Source organism: Microvirga lenta (assembly GCF_020532555.1).
GTDB lineage: Bacteria > Pseudomonadota > Alphaproteobacteria > Rhizobiales > Beijerinckiaceae > Microvirga > Microvirga lenta.
Map to the genome: position 1 here is coordinate 507163 of NZ_JAJBBR010000001.1, position 20709 is coordinate 527871.

Annotated in this window: 17 protein-coding genes and 1 tRNA gene; 9 read left to right on the plus strand and 9 right to left on the minus strand. The window is 67.7% G+C overall.

Annotated features, from left to right (window positions below; genetic code table 11):
• Positions 1-56: 56 nt before the first annotated feature.
• Positions 57-1040 carry a CHASE4 domain-containing protein gene (locus tag LGR44_RS02665; protein ID WP_226736909.1) on the plus strand — a complete coding sequence of 328 codons (984 nt, stop codon included), beginning with the start codon at positions 57-59 and terminating at the stop codon, positions 1038-1040.
• Positions 1041-1084: 44 nt separating this feature from the next.
• On the opposite strand, the gene LGR44_RS02670 is transcribed toward LGR44_RS02665, so the two are convergent.
• Positions 1085-1160, minus strand: a tRNA-Ala gene (locus LGR44_RS02670).
• A gap of 82 nt (positions 1161-1242) precedes the next feature.
• On the minus strand, positions 1243-1620 hold the full coding sequence (locus tag LGR44_RS02675) for a TIGR02300 family protein (RefSeq protein WP_226736911.1): 378 nt from the start codon (positions 1618-1620) through the stop codon (positions 1243-1245).
• A 164-nt stretch (positions 1621-1784) separates the two neighbouring features.
• Between LGR44_RS02675 and aroA the strand changes: the two genes are divergently transcribed.
• From aroA to LGR44_RS02695, 4 genes are all read left to right on the plus strand, one after another.
• The gene (aroA, locus tag LGR44_RS02680) at positions 1785-3134 is read left to right on the plus strand and encodes a 3-phosphoshikimate 1-carboxyvinyltransferase (RefSeq protein WP_226736913.1); all 1350 of its coding nucleotides are present in this window, start codon (positions 1785-1787) and stop codon (positions 3132-3134) included.
• Positions 3135-3142: 8 nt separating this feature from the next.
• Positions 3143-3766 (plus strand): (d)CMP kinase, encoded by a 624-nt coding sequence (gene cmk, locus LGR44_RS02685; protein ID WP_226736915.1) that lies wholly within the window; start codon positions 3143-3145, stop codon positions 3764-3766.
• A gap of 64 nt (positions 3767-3830) precedes the next feature.
• Positions 3831-4643 (plus strand): DUF1194 domain-containing protein, encoded by an 813-nt coding sequence (locus LGR44_RS02690; RefSeq protein ID WP_226736917.1) that lies wholly within the window; start codon positions 3831-3833, stop codon positions 4641-4643.
• Between the two features lie 10 nt (positions 4644-4653).
• A complete protein-coding gene (locus LGR44_RS02695) occupies positions 4654-5031 on the plus strand; it encodes a methylglyoxal synthase (RefSeq protein ID WP_226736919.1) in 378 nt (125 codons plus the stop codon).
• On the opposite strand, the gene hrpB is transcribed toward LGR44_RS02695, so the two are convergent.
• From hrpB to LGR44_RS02710, 3 genes are all read right to left on the minus strand, one after another.
• Positions 5028-7490: an ATP-dependent helicase HrpB gene (gene hrpB, locus LGR44_RS02700; RefSeq protein WP_226736921.1), complete on the minus strand. Its 2463-nt coding sequence runs from the start codon at positions 7488-7490 to the stop codon at positions 5028-5030. The two genes, LGR44_RS02695 and hrpB, sit on opposite strands and share 4 nt — an antisense overlap.
• Positions 7491-7532: 42 nt before the next feature.
• Positions 7533-8150 (minus strand): HAD family hydrolase, encoded by a 618-nt coding sequence (locus tag LGR44_RS02705; protein WP_226736923.1) that lies wholly within the window; start codon positions 8148-8150, stop codon positions 7533-7535.
• Between the two features lie 99 nt (positions 8151-8249).
• Complete coding sequence (locus LGR44_RS02710; RefSeq protein ID WP_226736925.1) at positions 8250-10538, minus strand: NADP-dependent malic enzyme; 2289 nt, start codon at positions 10536-10538, stop codon at positions 8250-8252.
• Between the two features lie 146 nt (positions 10539-10684).
• Here LGR44_RS02710 and mutS point away from each other — a divergent pair, with 146 nt between their 5' ends.
• Complete coding sequence (mutS, locus tag LGR44_RS02715) at positions 10685-13411, plus strand: DNA mismatch repair protein MutS (protein ID WP_226736927.1); 2727 nt, start codon at positions 10685-10687, stop codon at positions 13409-13411.
• A gap of 9 nt (positions 13412-13420) precedes the next feature.
• On the opposite strand, the gene LGR44_RS02720 is transcribed toward mutS, so the two are convergent.
• Positions 13421-13873 (minus strand): response regulator, encoded by a 453-nt coding sequence (locus tag LGR44_RS02720; protein WP_226736929.1) that lies wholly within the window; start codon positions 13871-13873, stop codon positions 13421-13423.
• Positions 13863-14987, minus strand: coding sequence for a PAS domain-containing protein (locus LGR44_RS02725; RefSeq protein WP_226736931.1), 1125 nt, complete (start codon positions 14985-14987; stop codon positions 13863-13865). Before LGR44_RS02725 ends, LGR44_RS02720 begins: the two co-directional genes overlap by 11 nt.
• 290 nt (positions 14988-15277) lie before the next feature.
• Here LGR44_RS02725 and LGR44_RS02730 point away from each other — a divergent pair, with 290 nt between their 5' ends.
• Both LGR44_RS02730 and LGR44_RS02735 read left to right on the plus strand, forming a co-directional pair.
• Complete coding sequence (locus LGR44_RS02730; RefSeq protein WP_226736933.1) at positions 15278-16816, plus strand: YifB family Mg chelatase-like AAA ATPase; 1539 nt, start codon at positions 15278-15280, stop codon at positions 16814-16816.
• Positions 16817-16958: 142 nt separating this feature from the next.
• Positions 16959-17900 (plus strand): GNAT family N-acetyltransferase, encoded by a 942-nt coding sequence (locus LGR44_RS02735; RefSeq protein ID WP_226736935.1) that lies wholly within the window; start codon positions 16959-16961, stop codon positions 17898-17900.
• Here LGR44_RS02735 and queG read toward each other — a convergent pair.
• Both queG and LGR44_RS02745 read right to left on the minus strand, forming a co-directional pair.
• Positions 17888-19129 (minus strand): tRNA epoxyqueuosine(34) reductase QueG, encoded by a 1242-nt coding sequence (queG, locus tag LGR44_RS02740; protein WP_226736937.1) that lies wholly within the window; start codon positions 19127-19129, stop codon positions 17888-17890. The two genes, LGR44_RS02735 and queG, sit on opposite strands and share 13 nt — an antisense overlap.
• On the minus strand, positions 19027-19719 hold the full coding sequence (locus tag LGR44_RS02745) for a glutathione S-transferase family protein (protein ID WP_226736939.1): 693 nt from the start codon (positions 19717-19719) through the stop codon (positions 19027-19029). Before LGR44_RS02745 ends, queG begins: the two co-directional genes overlap by 103 nt.
• Positions 19720-19895: 176 nt before the next feature.
• Here LGR44_RS02745 and LGR44_RS02750 point away from each other — a divergent pair, with 176 nt between their 5' ends.
• The gene (locus LGR44_RS02750) at positions 19896-20693 is read left to right on the plus strand and encodes an undecaprenyl-diphosphate phosphatase (protein ID WP_226736941.1); all 798 of its coding nucleotides are present in this window, start codon (positions 19896-19898) and stop codon (positions 20691-20693) included.
• Positions 20694-20709 lie beyond the last annotated feature (16 nt).

Consider the following 20709-nt stretch of genomic DNA (forward strand, 5'->3'; position numbering starts at 1 on the left):
TGCATGTGCCTTTCACCACGGCGCCCTGGTGGCAACTGCTTCAGCGAGGACGAGGCGTGAGTTTATCTTCGACAAGGTATCCGGACCGGCAGTTCAGGTCCCGGGTCGTCCTTCCCGTCACGGCCGTGACGGTGGCGAGCCTTGCTCTCGCGGCATTCGCCCTGTTCTGGGCCGTTCGCCAGAGCAACGACTTGTCGGTCGAGCGCCAGTTGCGGACGACGGAGCGCCACATCAGGGCCATCGTCGGCGAGCTCGCGCAGCAGCAGGAGATGGTCGCCGTCTGGGACGATGCGCTGCAGGAGCTGGAAAAGCCCGCTCCCGACTGGCAGTGGATCGACGACAATATCGGGATCTGGCTGCACCTCACCTTCGGGCAGGATCAGGTCTATCTGCTCGACGCGGCCAATGCGCCGATCTACGCCACGATCGGCGGCAAGCGGGCCTCCCCGCGGGAATTCAACCTGCTCAGACCAAGCCTCGAAGGACTCCTCCACGGCCTGCGCGGGCATTCGGAATCGCCGCATCGCCCTCACGTCCTGCGGCCTCCGGATACGACTTACGTAACGACAGGCAGGGCGGAATACGACGCTCACCTTCTCGAGCTGCTCGGGCGCCCGGCGGCGGTCAGCGTCATGAAGATCGTGCCTCATTCGGACAACATGGCACGCAGGCCCGGAAGCGAGTTCATCCTCGTCAGCGTCCGTTTTCTGGACGGCGACTTCCTGAAGCGCCTGTCCGAACGCAACCTGATCGAGGGCTTGCGCTTTTCGCGCTCCGACACGCCGAGGGCGGACGAGACATCGGTCGAGCTCAGGTCGGACGAGGGTTATCTGATCGGCTACTTCATCTGGCAGCCGGACCTGCCGGGAACGAGGATCCTGCACGTGATCGGGCCGAGCACGGCCCTGGTCTGCGGCCTGATGATCGCCGTGATGGCGCTGCTCGTCCGTTCCCTGCGGCGCTCCATCCTGGAGGTGGACACGACCATGGAACGCGGCTTCCCGGGCGAACCGGCGGAAGTTTCACATCCGCAGCCATGACCGTGGAGAGGAATACGTCGGGATTCTGCTGTCTGCGGAAAATTTGGTGGAGCCAGGCGGAATCGAACCGCCGACCTCTTGAATGCCATTCAAGCGCTCTCCCAACTGAGCTATGGCCCCACTCCGGTTGCGGCGCTTGGGTGTCGCCGCAGGGGAAGCCGCCGAAGCAGCGGCGTCTCTATAGTCGGGTCTGACGGGAGGTTCAAGCCTCTTCGTCGTCCTCCAGATCGCTGTCGATCAGATCGGAAACGTCGTCGTCGCCCTCCTCCTCGTCCTCGAGGAAGGTGTCGTCGTCGGCCACGTCGTCGCCCACGTCGATGTCGTCGTCCGACGGCAGATCCTTGTCGGCCTCGCTGGCCTCGACCTCATCCAGGGAAACCAGCTCCGGACCCACTGATTCGATATCGCTCTCGTCGTCGTCGGTGCTGCGGGCCACCACAGGCGCCGGGGCACGGGCCAGAGCCGTCGCCTGGAACACGGTGCCGCATTTCGGGCACACCGCAGGGTCCTTGTTGAGATCGTAGAATTTCGCGCCGCAGCTCATGCACTGGCGCTTCAAGCCGAGTTCCGGTTTGGCCACGGGGGTCTACCTTCGAAGTGATGGTCGGGAACGCTCCGTTAGTCGCGGGGGCATCCCTTGTCAAATAGGAAATTGCAGCGGATGGCCCCATCGGGGACAGCTTCGGGATGACGGCACCGAAACCCCGTGTTAGGAGCCGCCCCGAAGGACGAGAGGAAGCAAGAATGTCGCACGCGCATGGCTTGGCATCACCGGTCACGAGCAAGGCGGGAACGGCCCTGAAGGGACGCATCCGCGTGCCGGGCGACAAATCCATCTCCCATCGCTCCATGATCTTCGGCCTGCTGGCCATCGGGGAGACGCGGGTCGAGGGCCTCCTCGAGGGCGAGGACGTGCTGCGCACGGCGGAAGCCTGCAAGGCCCTGGGAGCCGGTATCACGCGGGAGGCGCCGGGGCGCTGGCGCATCCGGGGCGCGGGCATCGGCGGCCTGAGCGAGCCCGCAGGCGTTCTCGATTTCGGCAATGCGGGCACGGGCTCGCGGCTCATGATGGGGGTCGCCGGCAGCCATCCCATCACCGCGACCTTCGATGGCGACGCCTCCCTGCGCAAGCGTCCCATGCGCCGCATTCTCGATCCTCTGGTGCGCATGGGCGTCACGGTGGTCAGCGAGGCCGAGGGCGGCCGGGTGCCGCTGACCCTGCGCGGGCCGCGCGAGACCATCCCGATCACCTACGAGACCCCCGCGGCCTCGGCCCAGATCAAGTCGGCGATCCTGCTGGCGGGCCTGAACTCCCCCGGCCGGACGACCGTGATCGAGCGCGAGGCGACCCGCGACCACACGGAGCGGATGCTCCGTCACTTCGGCGCCACGGTGGACGTCCAGCCCCATGGAGAGGATGGCCGCGCCGTCACCCTTCAGGGACAGCCCGAGCTTCGCGGCTCCACGGTCGTGGTTCCGACGGACCCCTCATCCGCCGCCTTCCCCCTCGTGGCGGCCCTGATCACTCCCGGCTCCGATATCGTGATCGAGGGAGTGATGATGAACCCCCTGCGCACGGGCCTCATCACGACGCTCCTTGAGATGGGCGCGTCGATCGAGCGACTGAACGAGCGCGACGAGGGCGGGGAGACCGTGGCGGACCTGCGCGTGCAGGCGAGCCGCCTGACGGGCGTGACGGTTCCCGCCGCGCGGGCGCCGGCCATGATCGACGAATACCCGATCCTCGCGGTCGCGGCCTCCTTCGCGGAGGGCACCACCAGGATGCAGGGGCTTCACGAACTCAGGGTCAAGGAATCCGACCGTCTCGCAGCCGTCGCGGCAGGGTTGGCCGAGGCGGGCGTCGAACACGAGATCGAGGGCGACGACCTCATCGTCCACGGCTCCGGCGGACGGGTTCGCGGCGGCGGCAATCCGGTCAAGACCCATCTCGACCACCGCATCGCCATGTCGTTTCTCGTCATGGGGCTTGCAGCCCGGGAGCCCGTGACCGTCGACGACGGCGCCATGATCGCCACGAGTTTCCCGTCCTTCATACCGCTCATGCGCGAACTCGGCGCCGCGATCCAGGATTGAGCCGCCGCATGATCATCGCCATCGACGGTCCCGCAGCATCGGGCAAAGGCACCCTCGGCAAGCGTCTCGCCGAGCATTTCGGCTTCGCGCATCTCGACACCGGGCTCCTGTACCGGGCCGTGGCCCGCGTCCTGCTGGACAGGGGCGTCGCCCTCACCGACCGGGACGCGGCGGCTCTCGTGGCACGGGAGCTCGACGTCACCCACCTGGACGACCCGCGCCTGCGCGGCGCCGAAATGGGAGAGGCCGCCTCCGTCGTTTCGGCCTATCAGCCTGTCAGGGACGCCCTGCTGGCGTTCCAGCGCCAGTTCGGCGACCAGGAGCCCGGCGCCGTGCTCGACGGACGGGACATCGGAACGGTGGTCTGCCCTCATGCGGACGTGAAGCTCTTCATCACGGCCAGCCCCGAGGAGCGGGCGAAGCGGCGGCATCTCGAACTCACCAAGCGGGGCGAGGCCCCGCCCTACGAGACGATCCTCGACGACATCCGCCGGCGCGACGAGCGGGACATGAACCGCAGCAACGCTCCTCTCAAGGCCGCGGACGACGCCCTGACGCTGGACACCACCCATCTGGACGCGGATGCTGTCTTTCAAGCTGCGCTGGAACTCGTGAGGGGGAAGCAGACTTAACCTTGAGCTGGCCTGGGAAGCCGGCAATCCTCAGAACCGACCCTGCTCCGAAGAGGAGAGTTCGATGGTTCGCCGCGGCTGCACTTCTCTCGTCGCAGGGCTGGCCCTGCTGTGCTCCCTCTTCGCCCTTCCCTCCGAAGCCGAGGCCCAGACCGAGGTGGACCTCGCCCTCGTGGTGGCGGTCGACATCTCGTTTTCCATGGACACGGAAGAGCAGGCTCTCCAGCGGGAGGGCTTCGCGCAGGCCTTCCGCTCCCAGCTCGTTCACGAGGCGATCCGGGGCGGAATGCTCGGAAGGATCGCGGTCACCTACATGGAATGGTCCGGCTCGATGGAGCAGAAGGTGATCGTTCCCTGGACGGTTCTCGACAACTCGGAAAGCCTGATGGCCTTCGCCGACAGGATCGCCACGGTGCCCCTGCGCCGCGCCCAGCGCACCTCCATTTCCGGCGCCATCGACTTCAGCGTCAAGCTGCAGGAGGAGAGCGGGTTCGAGGCGACGCGCCGCGTCATCGACGTGTCGGGCGACGGCCCCAACAACCAGGGCCGTGCGGTCGTCCAGGCCCGCGACGAGGCCCTGGCAAAGGGGATCACGATCAACGGGCTCCCCATCATGCTGCGCAAGCCCGGCTATCTCGACATCCCGGAGCTCGACGTCTACTACAAGGACTGCGTGATCGGCGGTCAGGGGGCGTTCATGGTACCGGTGCGGGAGCGCGACCAGCTCATCGAAGCGATCAAGACCAAGATCCTCCTCGAGATCGCCAATCTCACCCCTCCCGAGCCTGAGGGATCCCTCATCAAGCGCATTCAGGACACGCCACGCACCAATTGCCTGTCCGGCGAGATGCAGTGGCGGGACCGCTGGAACAACTGACAGACCGACCATGACGAAACTGACGCTGGCGCTCGTGGCCCACGACGCCAAGAAGGACGACATGGCCCGCTTCGTGGCCATGCACGAGAACGCCCTGCGCCCCTTCGAGCTCTTCGCGACGGGAACGACCGGCAGCCGGGTGATGGAGAAGTGTGCGTCCCTCTCCGTGACGCGCCTCAAGAGCGGCCCCCTCGGTGGGGACCAGCAGATCGGCGCGATGATCGCGGAGGGAAAGGTCGACGTCCTGTTCTTCTTCGTCGATCCGCTCTCGCCCCACCCGCACGACGTGGACGTGAAGGCGCTGATGCGCCTTGCCCTCGTCTACAACATTCCCATGGCCCTCAATCCCGCAACGGCGGAACGGCTGATCGCCACATTCGACTCTTAGGTCCCCCGGGGCTTGGCCCGGCGGGTGGGCGGCGCCGTCACCGGGTCCTCCGGCCAGGGATGCTTCGGATATTGCCCGCGCATATCCGCCCGCACGGCGGCCCAGGACCCGCGCCAGAAGCCGGGGAGATCCCGCGTGATCTGGATCGGCCGCTGCGCCGGCGAGAGCAGGTGGAGGATCAGCGGCACCCGGCCGCCGGCAATGGTCGGATGCTTGTCCAGACCGAACAGCTCCTGCACGCGAACGGCCAGGACCGGTCCTTCCTCGGCTCCGTAGTCGATGGGGATCTGCGATCCGGTCGGGACTTCGAGATGGGTCGGCGCCTCCGCATCGAGGCGCCGCTGCAGGTTCCACGGCAGCAGCGACCGCATCGCTTCGCTCAGGAGATCGGCGCCGATGTCGCCGAGGCCGCTTCTCCCGACGAGATGCGGCGCAAGCCAGTCCTCGATGCCGGCGATCAGCGCCTCGTCGGAGAGGTCCGGCCACTCGTCTCCCTCCGCCCGGCGGAGGAACATGACGCGCTCGCGCCACTGCGCCAGCGCCTTCGAGAAAGGCAGGGCCTCGACCCCCAGAGACCCCAGACCCTCCGCGAGGCTGCGGGCCGCCGCCTCCGTCGCCGGAACCGGCAGGGGCCGCTCGTTCAGGGAAAGAGCCCCGTAGCGCCGGATCGCTCGCGCCCGCAGGGCCCGGGCCTGCCGGTCGAAGACGACCTCCTCGCGCTGCTCGATGTCGCCGCCGAGGCAGGCTTCGATCTCCTCCGGCGCGATCGGAGCGGCCGCCAGGATCCGTGCCGCCGCGGCTCCGCCGGAAATTTCGGCGATGGCCAGATAGGGCTCCTTTGCCAGCCTGTCGTGCGGCTCCAGGGCGGCGCCCCGGCCATTGGCCATCAGATACTCACCCGTCTTGCCCCTCGCCTTGGCGAGACGGTCGGGATAGGCCAGCGTCAGCAGCGCGCCGACCGAGCGGGCCTCACCCCTTCCCTGCGCGGCGCTCCTGGCCCAGCCCTGCGCCATCCGCCGCATGTCCTCGGCCCGTTTCGAGCGGTCGCGCCGGAAGCGCTCCACCCGCTCGGTCAGGTCCGCCGCATCCCCGCCGAGGCCCCGCTCCACCAGGATTGCGGCAAGATCGGCCGCATCCCGCGCCTGCCCGGTCTCGCCCGCGACGAGCACCATTCGCGCGAGACGCGGCGGCAGCGGGAGGTTGCGCAGGCGCCGCCCCGTTTCCGTGATCCGCCCGTCATCGTCGAGCGCATGGAGTTGCTGCAGCAGCGTGCGCGCCTCCTTCAGGGCCGGGCGGGGTGGCGGATCGAGGAAGGCGAGCGTCGTCGGGTCGGCAACGCCCCAGGCCGCGCAGTCGAGCAGCAGCGGCGCGAGATCGGCGGAGAGGATCTCCGGCCGGGCATAGGCTTCGAGCGCCCCCGTGGCCGCCTCCTCCCAAAGGCGGTAGCACACCCCCGGTTCGGTTCGCCCGGCGCGGCCCCGGCGCTGATCGGCGGCGGCGCGCGAGACGCGCACGGTCTCCAGCCGGGTCAGGCCGATATTCGGCTCGAAGACGGGGACACGGGCGAGCCCGGAATCCACCACCACGCGCACGCCTTCGATGGTCAGCGACGTCTCGGCGATGGAAGTCGCGAGCACCACCTTGCGGCGGCCGGGCTTGGCCGGGCTGACGGCGAGATCCTGCTCGCCCCGGTCGAGGGCGCCGTAGAGCGGCGCGATGTCGACGGCGGGATCGGCGACCCGCTCGCGCAGGAGCGTTTCGAGACGGCGGATTTCGCCCTGCCCCGGCAGGAAGACGAGGATGGAGCCGGGTTCGGCCCGCAGCGCCCGCGTGACGGCATCCGCGAGCTGCTCCTCGATGCGCCGGTTGGGATCCCGCCCGAGATAGCGGGTCTCGACCGGAAAGGCCCTGCCCTCGGATTCCACCACGGGGGCGTCGCCGAGGAGCCGCGCAACCCGGGCGCCGTCGAGGGTCGCGGACATGACGAGGAGGCGCAGGTCCTCCCTCAGGCCTCCCTGCGCGTCGAGGGCGAGCGCGAGCCCCAGATCCGCATCGAGCGAGCGCTCGTGGAACTCGTCGAACAGGACCGCCGCCACGCCCTCCAGGGACGGATCGTCCAGGATCATGCGGGCGAACACGCCTTCGGTCACCACCTCGATCCGGGTCCTGCTACTGATCTTCGATCCCAGGCGGACGCGCAGGCCGACCGTCTCGCCGACCGCCTCGCCCAGGGTCTGCGCCATGCGGGCCGCCGCGGCCCGCGCCGCCAGGCGGCGCGGCTCCAGCAGAATGAGCTTTCCGCCCCCGACCCAGGGCTCGTCGAGGAGGGCCAGGGGAACGCGCGTCGTCTTGCCCGCGCCCGGAGGGGCGACGAGGACCGCGTTCGGACGCTCCCGCAGCTTCCCGGTCAGCTCGGCTAGAACGGCGTCGATGGGCAGGGACGTGTCGAAGGCGCGCATGAGGCCTGATCGCTCAACACCGCCGAGAGGGCAAGCCCGCTCTCAGACTTCGATGCCGTGCTTGCGCAGCTCGGCCGCCAGATCCATCGGCTCGGCATAGTGGATCGCGTGCATGCCGACGGCGCGGGCGCCTTCCACGTTGGCCTTGGAATCGTCGATGAAGATGCAGTCCTGCGCCTTCAGTCCGTAGCGGTCGAGCAGCAGGCGGTAGATTTCCGCATCCGGCTTCAGCATGCGCTCGTCGCCCGAGACGATGACGCCGTCGAAGCTGGCCAGGAAGGGATAGCGCTCCTTCGCCTCGACGAACTTCGCCCCGGAGAAATTGGTGATGCAATAGGTCGGAACGCCGGCCTCCCGCAGCCGCCCGAGCAGGGCCACGTTTTCCTCGATAACGCCGGCGACGGTCTCGTGCCACCGCTCATGAAAGGCGCGGATCGGCGTCTCGTGGTCGGGGTAGTCCTTCACCAGAAGGGCGACCGCCTCGTCCCAGTCGCGGCCGCGATCCTGCTCGATGTTCCACTGGCTGGTGCAGATCGTGGACAGGAACCACTCCATCTGCGCCTCGTCGTCGAAGATGCGGCGGTAGAGATTGCGCGGGTCCCAGCGCAGCAGAACATTGCCCACATCGAACACGACGATCTTTGGCTTCTCGGTAGTCAAGACTTATCCCCCAAACGGCTTCGCGGAGGATTTAGCCTTTCCGGAGGTGTAAGGCTATTCTCAAAATCGGGCGCCTCCGGGAAGGCGCCATCGGCGGGGTCACCCGCCGATGTTGTAGGCCGCAAGCGCCGCCATGTTGACGATGTCGGCATCGGTCGCGCCGAGGGAGACGATCTGGACCGGCTTGTCGAGGCCGACGACGAGCGGTCCCAGCACCATCGCGCCGCCGAGTTCCTGCAGCATCTTGGTGGAAATCGAGGCCGAATGGAAAGCCGGCATGACCAGGACGTTGGCCGGCCCCGTGAGCCGGCTGAACGGATACTGCACCATCAGGTCCCGGTTCAACGCCACGTCGGCGGACATCTCGCCGTCATACTCGAAATCCAGGCGCATGCCGTCGAGGATCTGGACCGCCTCCTGGATCTTCTCCGCCCGCTCCGCCCGGGGATGGCCGAAGGTGGAGAAGGAGAGGAGCGCCACGCGGGGCTCGTAGCCGAGGCGGCGGGCGACGCCGGCCGCCTCGATGGCGATCTCGGCCAGTTCCTGGGCGCTCGGCATCTCGTGGATGGCGGTGTCCGCCACGAGCACGTTGTGGCTCCGCGTCAGGCAGAGCGAAATGCCGATGACCCGGTGCCCCGGCTTGGCGTCGATCACGTGGCGCACGTCCGCGAGCGCGGTGGAGTAGTTGCGCGTCGCGCCGGTCACCATCGCATCCGCGTCGCCCAGGGCGACCATGGAGGCGGCGAAGTGGTTGCGGTCCTGGTTGATCAGGCGCTGACAGTCCCGGAACAGATAGCCTTTGCGCTGCAGGCGCTCGTACAGGAACTGTGCATAGGTGCTGTTGCGCGAGGAAAGCCGGGCATTGTGGATCTCGATGCCCTCGCGCCCCTCCAGCTCGATGCCCGCCGCCGACGCGGTTTCGTGGATGCGGTCCTCGCGGCCGACGAGGATCGCCCGCCCGAGCCCCTGGTTGACGAAGGAGAGCGCGGCGCGGATCACCTGCTCCTCCTCGCCCTCGGCGAAGACGACCCGCTTCGGGAACTTGCGCACGCGCTCGAAGATGCGGTTGAGGGTGCCGGCCACGGGATCGCGCCGGGCGGAGAGCTGCGCCTTGTAGGCGCGCATGTCCACGATGGGACGACGGGCGACGCCCGTATCCATGGCGGCCTTCGCCACCGCCATCGGGATCGTGTGGATCAGGCGCGGATCGAAGGGCACGGGAATGATGTATTCGCGCCCGAAGCGCGGACGCGCGCCCTGATAGGCGGCCGCGACCTCGTCGGGCACGTCCTCCCGGGCGAGCTCCGCCAGGGCCTGCGCCGCCGCGATCTTCATCTCCATGTTGATGGTGGTCGCCTGCACGTCCAGCGCGCCGCGGAAGATGTAGGGGAACCCCAGGACGTTGTTGACCTGGTTCGGGTAGTCGGAGCGGCCCGTGGCGATGATCACGTCGTCGCGGATGCGGGCGACCTCCTCCGGCGTGATCTCCGGATCGGGGTTGGCCATGGCGAAGATGATCGGATTGGGCGCCATGGAGCGGATCATCTCGTCCGTGAAGGCCCCCTTGGCGGACAGGCCGAACACCGCGTCCGCGCCCCTCAGGGCGTCCGCGAGGGAGCGGGCGTCGGTCTCGGCCGCATGGGCCGATTTCCACTGGTTCATGCCCTCCGTCCGGCCCCGGTAGATCACGCCCTTGGTGTCGCAGAGGATGACGTTGTTGGGCGCGAAGCCCATGGCCTTGAGGAGTTCCGTGCAGGCGATGCCCGCCGCGCCCGCGCCGTTGACCACGAGCTTGGTCTCCGCCATGTCGCGCCCGGTCAGATGGAGCGCGTTGATGAGGCCGGCGGCGGCGATGATGGCCGTGCCGTGCTGGTCGTCATGAAAGACGGGAATGTCCATCATCTCGCGCAGGCGCTCTTCGATGATGAAGCATTCCGGAGCCTTGATGTCCTCGAGATTGATGCCGCCGAAGGAGGGACCGAGATAGCGCACGCAGTTGATGAACGCGTCCGGATCCTCCGTGTCGACCTCGAGATCGATGGAATCCACGTCGGCGAAGCGCTTGAAGAGGACCGATTTGCCTTCCATCACCGGCTTCGAGGCGAGCGCGCCGAGATTGCCGAGGCCGAGAATGGCCGTGCCGTTCGAGATCACCGCCACCATGTTCGAGCGGGTGGTGTAGTCGAAGGCGCGGGACGGATCCTCCGCGATGGCGAGAACGGGCACCGCAACGCCCGGCGAATAGGCCAGCGACAGGTCCCGCTGGGTCGCCATGGGCTTGGTGGGAACCACCTCCAGTTTTCCCGGTCGGCCCTGCGCGTGGAACTGCAGCGCCTCCTGATCCGTGAAAGTCGGGCGGCTGCGGCGAGACGAGGGCTGATCGGTCATGGAGTTATCGTCTTTGTGGCTGGGCGTTTCCGTAGGACCTGCGACCTTAAGGCATGGAGCGGGATTTCCTCAAGACTTGTCCACACCCTTTCCGTGGACCCTGTGACACGGGTGAAAGGCGCGGCCCACTTTGGTAAGAGGAAGGCATGTCATCCCAAGCCCTCTACCAGCCGCCCGGAACTCCCGCGAAGCCAGAGCCCGCCGCCTCGAAGGCGGCGCAGGACAGCCGCGTCACGCCCATGATGGCCCAGTACATCGAGATCAAGGCGGCCAATCCGGACAGCCTCCTGTTCTACCGCATGGGAGACTTCTACGAGCTGTTCTTCGAGGATGCGGAGATCGCGAGCCAATCCCTCGGGATCGTGCTGACCAAGCGCGGAAAGCACCAGGGCCAGGACATTCCCATGTGCGGCGTGCCCGTGGACCGGGCCGACGATTACCTGCAGCGCCTGATCGGCCTCGGCCACCGGGTCGCGGTGTGCGAGCAGACCGAGGATCCGGCCGAGGCGAAGAAGCGGGGTTCCAAATCGGTCGTGCGCCGGGACGTGGTGCGCCTCGTCACGCCCGGCACGATCACCGAGGAGCGCCTGCTCGAACCGGGCCGGGCCAACTACTTCCTCGCCATCGCGCGCCGGCGCGTCTCGGATACGCAATGGTGCTACGGCCTTGCCGCCGTCGACATTTCCACCGGCCATTTCGTCCTGAGCGAGACGGATGCGGCGGGCCTCCCGGCCGAGATCGCCCGGTTCGACCCCCGCGAAATCCTGGTGCCGGACGTCATCCACGACGATCCGGAACTGGCGGCGTTCTGGCGCGACACCCGGGCCTCGATCACGCCGCTGTCCCGCGAAGGCCTCGATCCCGCATCGGCCGAGCGGCGCCTGAAGGACCATTTCGGCGTCGCGACGCTCGATTCCTTCGGCTCCTTCGGCCGGGCCGAGATCACGGCGGCCGGCAGCGCCCTGTTCTATATCGAGAAGACCCAGATCGGCAGTCGCCCGATCCTCAACCCGCCGACCCGGGAGGATGCGGGCGCGACCCTGGCGATCGATTCCGCCACCCGGGCCAATCTCGAACTCACGCGCACCCTTTCCGGCGAGCGCGCCGGGAGCCTTCTGGCGACCATCGACTGCACGGTGACCCCGGGCGGTGCCCGCTGCCTCGCCGAGCGCCTGGCGGGTCCCCTCACCGATCCGCACCAGATCCAGGACCGACAGGATGCCGTCGCCGCCCTCGTGGACAACGGAGACCTGCGCGACCGCCTGCGGCGCATCCTCAAGCGCTCGCCGGACCTGGCCCGGGCGCTCTCGCGCCTCAGCCTCGGACGGGGCGGGCCCCGCGACCTCGCCTGCGTGCGCGACGGCCTCTTCGCGGCGCGGGATCTGGGCCTCGAACTCGCGATCACCCCGGACCTGCCGAAGGACCTCCGACACGCCGCGGAACGGCTGCAGTCGCTGCGCACGGATGCGGCCGACCGGCTCGCGGCGGCGCTTGCGGAGGACCTGCCGCTGCTCAAGCGCGACGGCGGCTTCATCCGCACGGGTTTCGACCAGAACCTGGACGAGCTCCGCGAGCTCCAGCACGATTCCCGCCGCTTCATCGCCGCCCTGCAGACGCGCTACGCATCGGAGACGGGCTGCCGGACCCTGCGGGTGAAACACAACCACATGATCGGCTACTTCGTCGAAGTGCCGCAGAACGTGGGCGAGGACCTGCTGAAGGAGCCGTGGAAGGACACCTTCGTCCACCGCCAGACCATGGCTGGCGCCATGCGCTTCTCCACCATGGAACTGGGAGAGCTCGAATCCAAGATCGCCTCCGCGTCGGACCGGGCGCTCAAGATCGAACTCGGCCTTTTCGACGACATGGCCCAGGAACTGCTCGATCTCTCGGCCGATATCGCCACCGCCGCCGAGGCGCTGGCCGTCGTGGACGTGACGGCGGCCCTGGCGGATCTCGCCGTGCGGCTCGATTGGCGCCGGCCCGTGATCGACACGAGCCTCGCCTTCAGGATCAAGGGCGGGCGCCACCCGGTGGTGGAGGCCGCGCTCAAGCGCGAGGGCGCGGCTTTCATCGCCAACGATTCCGACCTCTCGGGCCGCGATGCCGGGCACATCCTTCTGATCACCGGCCCCAATATGGGCGGCAAATCCACCTATCTGCGCCAGAACGCCCTCATCGTCGTGCTGGCGCAGATGGGGTCCTTCGTTCCGGCGAAGGAGGCCCATATCGGAATCGTCGACCGGCTCTTCTCCCGCGTCGGCGCGGCGGACGACCTGGCGCGCGGACGCTCGACCTTCATGGTCGAGATGGTGGAAACGGCCGCGATCCTCAACCAGGCCACGCCCCGCTCCCTCGTGATCCTCGACGAGATCGGCCGCGGCACGGCCACATTCGACGGCCTCTCCATCGCCTGGGCCGCCATCGAGCATCTGCACGAGGCGAACCGCTGCCGGGCTCTGTTCGCCACCCACTTTCATGAGCTGACGGCCCTGGCCGACCGCCTGGCCCGCGTTTCCAACGCGACCTTGAAAGTGACGGAGTGGAACGGGGAAGTGGTGTTCCTGCACGAGGTCGTGCCCGGTGCCGCCGACCGGTCCTACGGCCTGCAGGTGGCGCGTCTCGCCGGGCTGCCGACGGCGGTGGTGGATCGGGCCAAGACGATCCTGAGCGAGCTGGAGCGGTCCGACCGGGAGAGCCCGAAGAAGGCGCTCGTCGACGACCTGCCCCTGTTCGCGGTGCCGCTCCGCCAGGAGCCCCCCGCCCCGGCGCAAGCGGATTCCCTGCGCGAGGCCCTCGACGCCCTCGACCCCGACCAGATGACGCCTCGCGAAGCGCTGGAGGCGCTCTACCGCCTCAAGTCGGAGCGCTGATCCGAGGACTCAGGAGACCTGGGGATTGTCTTCCCGGCGCAGGGCGCCAAAGGGAACGAAGGTCATCGTACGGGCGGCCTGCCGCTCGTCCTGCTGCTCGGAGGTGATATAGGCCAGGGCCTCCCTGACGCCGCGCTCCGTGTAGGGCTTGGCAATGACCCCGCAGGCGCCGGCGCAGTCCTCGGGAATGCGCTTGGCGTTCGCCGTCATGAACAGGACGGTGACGCCGAGTTCTCCCGTCAGGCAGCGGGACACGTCGACGCCGGTCGGGCCGTCGGACAGGTGGATGTCCACGAAGGCGAGATCGGGGGCGAGGTTCTTGCCCATGGCCACGGCCTCCTCGCAGGAGGCCGCGATGCCGATAACGTCGTGACCCAGATCCTGCAGCAGGCTTTCCAGCTCCAGGGCGATCAGGATCTCGTCTTCGACAACAAGGATGCGCAGGGATTTGCTAGGACTCAAACTGGATTTCCTCCGCGTCCAACGGCACGACGATTTCGACGCGTAAACCTGGCTTCGTGTCGAGCCAGGTCAAGTGACCTTTCAATTGGCGGACGAGCATGTCGATCAGCGTCCGGCCGAGTCCGCCTTCGTGGAGGACCGCCCCGTCGAAACCGACACCATCATCCGCAACCGCGAGTTCGAGGCCCTTTTCGGTTTTCCCGATCTCGATTGTCAACGTCCCTTTGCGCCCCTCGGGAAAGGCGTGCTTCACGGCGTTGCCGACGAGCTCGTTGAGAAGGAGGGCGAGAGAGGCCGCCTTTGCGGCCGAGACGCTGACGGGCTCCACGTCGAGATCGAGCTCGACCTGTCCGAGGGGCAGGCCCGCCGACAATTCGGGAATCAGCTCGTGGGTGAAGGCTGCGAAGTCGAACCGGCTCACGTCCCCGGACGTGTAAAGGAGCCTGTGGACGGTCGAGAGCGCACTGATGCGCTCCGCCAGCTCCTGCAGGACCCTCCGGCTTTCGGGGCTCTTCAGGCGTCGCGCCTTCAGGAGCACGATGGACGAGATGACCTGGAGGTTGTTCTTGACCCTGTGCTCCACCTCATGGAGCAGCGCCGTCTTCTGATCGAGGGCCGATTGCAGGTCCAGGATCTGGTTCTCGATCCGCTCCTCCAGATCGGCCTTCGTCCTTGCCAGCTCGAGCTCGGCCTCCTTCTTGGCGGTGATGTCGCTTTGAAGCGAGATGAAATGGCGGAGATTGCCGTCCCGGTCATGGACCGGGCTGATGGCAAGGGCATTCCAGAAAGGGGAGCCGTCCTTGCGGTAATTGAGGACTTCCGTCTCGATGCCCTCGCCGGCGCGAAGGGCGGCATCGATGGCGGCAACCGTCGCCTGGTCCGTCTCGGGACCCTGCAGGAAGCGGCAGTTCAGGCCGACCACCTCTTCGGCGGGATAGCCGGTCATGCGGGAGAAGGCGTCGTTGACGAAGACGATCGGATCGTCGGCCTGGCGGGGATCGGTCATCACCACGGCCGTCCGCAGCGACCGGAGAGCCGTCTGAAAGGCTCCGTCTGCGCCGATGTCGATCTCTTGCCTTACGTCGGTTTCGGAGGAGGAGGACTTCGCCAGCATGATCTTCTCTGACCGACGCGATCTACGGCTTCATGGGAGGCGCGAAGGCCTGTGCTCAAGCGAAATCGTGTCGTCCCTTGCCACGGCGATCTCCTCCCATCCGGTCGGGGTTCGATTCCCGGGCTCTCCGGCCCGGTTCTCTTGCCCCAGTCCGACTCAACGTCACGCCGTGGCAAGGGTTCCCGGCTGCCGGCTTCCCTGCGGCAAAGATGATCGGATGCTTAACGAAACGCTATTCAGTTTCAAACGATCACGCTAAGAACGGGGCTGGCTTCAGGGAGGCACGCCTCATGGTCACGCGCATTTCAACCGTCGCCTTCGAGGGCATCGAAGCGCGGGCGGTCGATGTTCAGGTCCAGATCTCTCCCGGCAACGTCGCCTTCATGGTCGTCGGGCTGCCGGACAAGGCCGTGGCCGAGTCCCGCGAGCGGGTCCGCTCGGCCCTGATCGCTTCGGGGCTGGCCCTGCCGGCCAAGCGGATCACGGTCAATCTCGCGCCCGCCGACCTCCCCAAGGAGGGGAGCCATTACGACCTGCCGATCGCGCTGGGCATCATGGCGGCCATCGGGGCCGTTCCGGCGGATGCGCTCAACGGGTATACGGTTCTGGGCGAGTTGGCCCTCGACGGCTCGATCACGCCGGTCGCGGGCGTGCTTCCCGCCGCCATGGCGGCCTTCGAGCGCCGGCACGGGCTGATCTGCCCCGCCGCCAGCGGACCGGAAGCCGCCTGGGCGAGCCGGGACATCGAGATCCTGGCGCCCCGCTCCCTGATCCAGCTCGCCAACCACTTCAAGGGCACCCAGGTCATGGCCCGGCCGGAGCCCGCGATCATGCCCCTCTCCGGCGCCCTCCCCGATCTGCGCGACATCAAGGGCCAGGAGAGCGCGAAACGCACCCTCGAAATCGCCGCCGCCGGCGCCCATAACCTGCTCATGAACGGCCCGCCCGGCGCCGGAAAGTCCATGCTGGCCCAGCGCCTCCCCTCGATCCTGCCGCCGCTCGCCCCTCGGGAGCTGCTGGAGGTGTCGATGATCCAGTCCGTGGCGGGGCTCCTGGCGAACGGCGCCCTGTCGGACCGCCGCCCCTTCCGGGCGCCGCATCACTCCGCCTCCATGGCGGCCCTCGTGGGCGGCGGGCTGAACGCGCGTCCGGGGGAGGCCTCGCTCGCCCATCACGGGGTCCTGTTCCTGGACGAGCTGCCGGAGTTCCAGCCGCAGGTGCTCGATTCCCTCAGGCAGCCCCTGGAAGCGGGCGAAATCCTCATCGCCCGCGCCAATCACCGGGTCACCTATCCGGCGCGCTTCCAGCTCGTGGCGGCCATGAATCCCTGCCGGTGCGGCCAGGCAACCGAGCCGGGCTATGTCTGCCGCCGCCAGCCCAACGAGCGCTGCATCGCCCAGTACCAGGCGCGCCTGTCGGGGCCCCTGCTCGACCGCATCGACCTCGTCATCGACGTGCCGGCCGTCACGGCCGCGGACCTGATCCTGCCGCCGCCGGTCGAAGGATCGGCCGAGGTGGCCGCGCGTGTTGCGGAGGCGCGCGACCGCCAGTCCAGGCGCTATGCCGCCCTCGGGCTCGAGGGCGTCTCCACCAACGCCGCCTGCCCCGCCCCCCTCCTCGAGGAGGTCGCCCGGCCGGATGCGGAAGGCCTGGCCCTGATCCGCGACGCGGCCAATGCCATGCGCCTCTCGGCCCGCGGCTTCCACCGGGTGCTGAAGGTGGCACGCACATTGGCGGACCTCGACGGCGAGGACAGGGTCAGGCGCATTCATCTGGCCGAGGCCCTCTCCTATCGTGCTCATGCCGACCGTCATCCGGCGGCCGCCTGAAGCACGGGAAACTCATGGACGAACCTTGATTAGCCGCCTTATTTCCTCGATATCTCGTGTCACAAAACCGTTCGAAATGAGCTCTATGTCACGGCGCAAGGCATCCGGCCCAGGTTCCGGTCCCCATTCGAGCGAGGTTTCGATGAGTCTCTCCCCGTTGCCCGAAGCGGGCACGAGTCCCCTGGTTCCTGCAGCCGATACGCCGCACCTCGACGACATGAGCCGCTTCGTTCCCGGCCTCGCGAAGAAGGTTCGCGACTACGGCCATCTCAATCCGGTACTGGGCCGGATCGGCTCCCTCGAAGTCCGCCTCGCCACCACCACCCAGGAGATCCGGCAGGCGCAGAAACTGCGCTTCAAGGTGTTCTACGAAGAGATGTCGGCGGTCCCGAACAGCATCTCCCTCGTTTCGCGCCGGGACATCGACGATTACGACACCCTCTGCGACCACCTGCTCGTGCTCGACCACGACGTGAAGGCGAAATCGCCGCGCGGTGCGAAGCCGAAGGTCGTCGGCACCTACCGCCTCCTGCGCCAGGAGGTGGCGGACCGGAACTGGGGCTTCTACACCGCCGGCGAATACGACATCGCTCCGCTGATCGAGGCGCATCGGGATCTGCGCTTCCTCGAACTGGGCCGCTCCTGCGTGCTCAAGCCCTACCGCAACAAGCGCACGGTCGAGCTCCTGTGGCACGGCATCTGGGCCTACGTGCTGCATTTCGGGATCGACGTGATGATCGGCTGCGCCAGCCTGGAGGGCACGGACCCGCAGCAGCTCGCGCTGCCCTTGAGCTTCCTGCACCACTTCGCCTCCGCGCCCGCCGAGTGGCAGGCCAGCGCCCTGCCCGAGCGCTTCACCCCCATGGACCTTCTCTCCAGGGATGCGATCGATCCGAAGGCGGCGCTGCACGCGCTGCCGCCCATGATCAAGGGCTATCTCCGCCTCGGCGCCAGCTTCGGCCGGGGCGCGGTGATCGACCGGGAATTCGGCACCACGGACGTGCTGGTGATCCTGCCGGTCTCGGCCATCAGCCCGCGCTACATCGACCATTTCGGACCGGGCGCGAACCGTCACGCCACCTGAGCGGTCCCGTCCGCGGTGCGGCGCCATTCGCTGCGCACGTCCGCATCCGCCTCCTGCGCCATCCGCTTCTCGCGATGGGCCGCGACCGCCTCCGCCGGGAGCAGGCGGCCGATCGCCCAGACGGCCATGCCGCGCACGAGCGGCGATGGATCGTCGAGGAGACGCACGGCCTCCTCCGCCAGCGCCACGTCTCCCGAATTGCCGATGGCGATCAGCACGTTGCGGACGAACCGGTCGCGCCCCGTGCGCTTGATCGGCGTGCCGGAGAACCGGGTGCGGAAGGCGGGATCGTCGAGCCGGGCGAGCTCCGCCAGCGGCAGGGCGGCGAGATCCTCGCGCTGCACGAGCCGCGCCTCGCGTCCGGCCTGGGCGAACTTGTTCCACGGGCAGACCGCCAGACAATCGTCGCAGCCGAAGACCCGGTTGCCGATGCCGGGCCGCAGCTCTTCGGGAATGTGCCCCTTGTGCTCGATGGTCAGGTACGAGACGCAGCGGCGGGCATCGAGCTGGTAGGGCGCCGGGAAGGCGTTGGTCGGGCAGATGTCGAGGCAGCGGCGGCAGGAGCCGCAATGGTCACGCTCAGGATCGTCCGCAGGGAGTTCCGCCGTGGTGAAGATCGCCCCGAGGAAGAGCCAGTTGCCGAATTCCCGCGAGACGACGACCGTGTGCTTGCCCTGCCAGCCGAGGCCGGCGGCGGCGGCCAGCGGCTTCTCCATCACGGGAGCGGTATCGACGAACACCTTCACGTCCGACCCGGCGCGGGACGCGAGGAAGCCCGCGGCCTCCTTCAGCTTGCCCTTGATGACTTCGTGATAGTCGCGGTTGCGGGCATAGACGGAGATCGAGGCGCGGTCCTTCATCGCCAGCGCCGCGAGCGGGTCCTCGGTCGGCCCGTAGTTCAGGCCGAGCAGGACGATGCTCCTCACCTCGGGCCAGAGGGTCCGGGGATCGGCCCGGCGCTCGGCAGTTTCCGCCATCCATTCCATGGAGCCGTGATGGCCTTCGGCGAGCCAGGCCTGGAGGCGCCCGGCCGCGAGCGGGATCGCATCGGGCCGCGCAATGCGCACGATGTCGAACCCCAGGGCCTGCGCCCGCTCGGCGAGCGCGCGCTTGAGCGCCTCGCCGTCTAGAAGTCGAGGTTGTCGTAATGCGCCGCCGGCGCCATCCCGGGCACCCGGTCCGCCAGGAGCGCGCGAAAGGACGGCCGGGACTTCACCCGGGCGTACCAATACTTCGCTGTCTCGTTCTCGTCCCATGGCACGTCGCCGAGATAATCCACCACAGACAGATGGGCAGCCGCCGCCAGATCCGCATAGGTCATCTGGTCGCCCGCCAGCCAGTTCCGCTGTGCAATCAAGTAACCGATATAGGTGAGGTGGTATCGCACATTGGTGCGCGCCGCGCGAATCGCCCCCATATCGGGGGGACCGCCACCCAGTTCGGCGGGCATGAACCGCTTATAGATCTTTTCTGTGGCGAGATAGGCGGAAACCTCGTCGTGGAACTTGACCAGGAACCATTCCAGGAGACGGCGCACCTCGACCCGCTGCACCGGGTCCTGCGGCATGAGGCGCCGATGGCCGATGGCCTCGCCGCGGGTGTCGTCGAGATATTCCGCGATGATGGAGGCGCCCGGCACCGCCAGCCCATCCTCGTCGATGAAGAGAGGAAGCGATCCGCTCGGGTTGATCTCGAGGAACGGCATGCGCCGCTCCCATGGCTTCTCCTCGAGAATATGTGCGCCAATCCCCAGCTCGGCCAGGATCAAACGGGCAAACCGCGAGTGCGGGCAGAAGGGATAGGAGTGCAGGATGGCCATGAGCGTGTCAGACGCGAAACAGAGGGCGAGAATAAGGCCGCGCTTCGTTAAGGGTCGGTAAGGAGTTTTGGTGAATCCCATGTGCCGGATGCAAGCCGGCGGCACAGCATGCGCAAGCCTCCTTGACAGTCCGGGGTACACCCCTGCATCTGGCGCCGATTCAAGGATTTTCAACGATGACGCAAATCATCGAGGCTCTTTTCCTGGGCCTCATCGAAGGACTGACCGAGTTCCTGCCGGTCTCGTCCACCGGGCACCTGCTCCTCGTCGGCCACTTCCTCGGCTTCGAATCCACCGGCAAGACCTTCGAGGTGCTGATCCAGCTCGGCGCGATCCTGGCGATCCTGACGGTCTACTTCAACAGGCTCTGGACCATCGCCAAGGCCCTGCCGCACGACCCGGATGCGCGCCGTTTCGTCATCGGCGTCCTCATCGCGTTCCTGCCCGCGGCGCTCATCGGCGCCGTGCTGCACGGCTTCATCAAGGAGGTGCTCTTCAATCCCTGGATCGTGTGCATGACGCTGATCGCGGGCGGCTTCGTGCTGCTCCTGGTCGACGGGTTGCCGCTGAAGGAAGAGCATCGGGACGCGACCCGTTTTCCCCTTTCGATGTACCTCAAGATAGGCTTCATCCAGTGCATGGCGATGGTGCCGGGCGTCTCGCGCTCGGGAGCCACCATCGTGGGCGCGATGCTGCTGGGCGCGAGCAAGCGGGCGGCGGCGGAGTTCTCGTTCTTCCTCGCCATGCCGACCATGGGCGGCGCCTTCGCCTACGACCTGCTGAAGAACTACGACATCCTGTCCGCCAACGATGTCGCGATCATCGCGGCAGGCTTCGTTTCAGCCTTCCTGTCGGCGCTCGTGGTGGTGAAGGTCCTGCTCGACTACGTGTCGCGCCACGGCTACGTGCCGTTCGCCCTGTGGCGCATCGTCGTCGGCGCCGCCGGTCTCGCCGGCCTGATCGTCTTCGGGTGAGGCGGCTGCCGCCTCG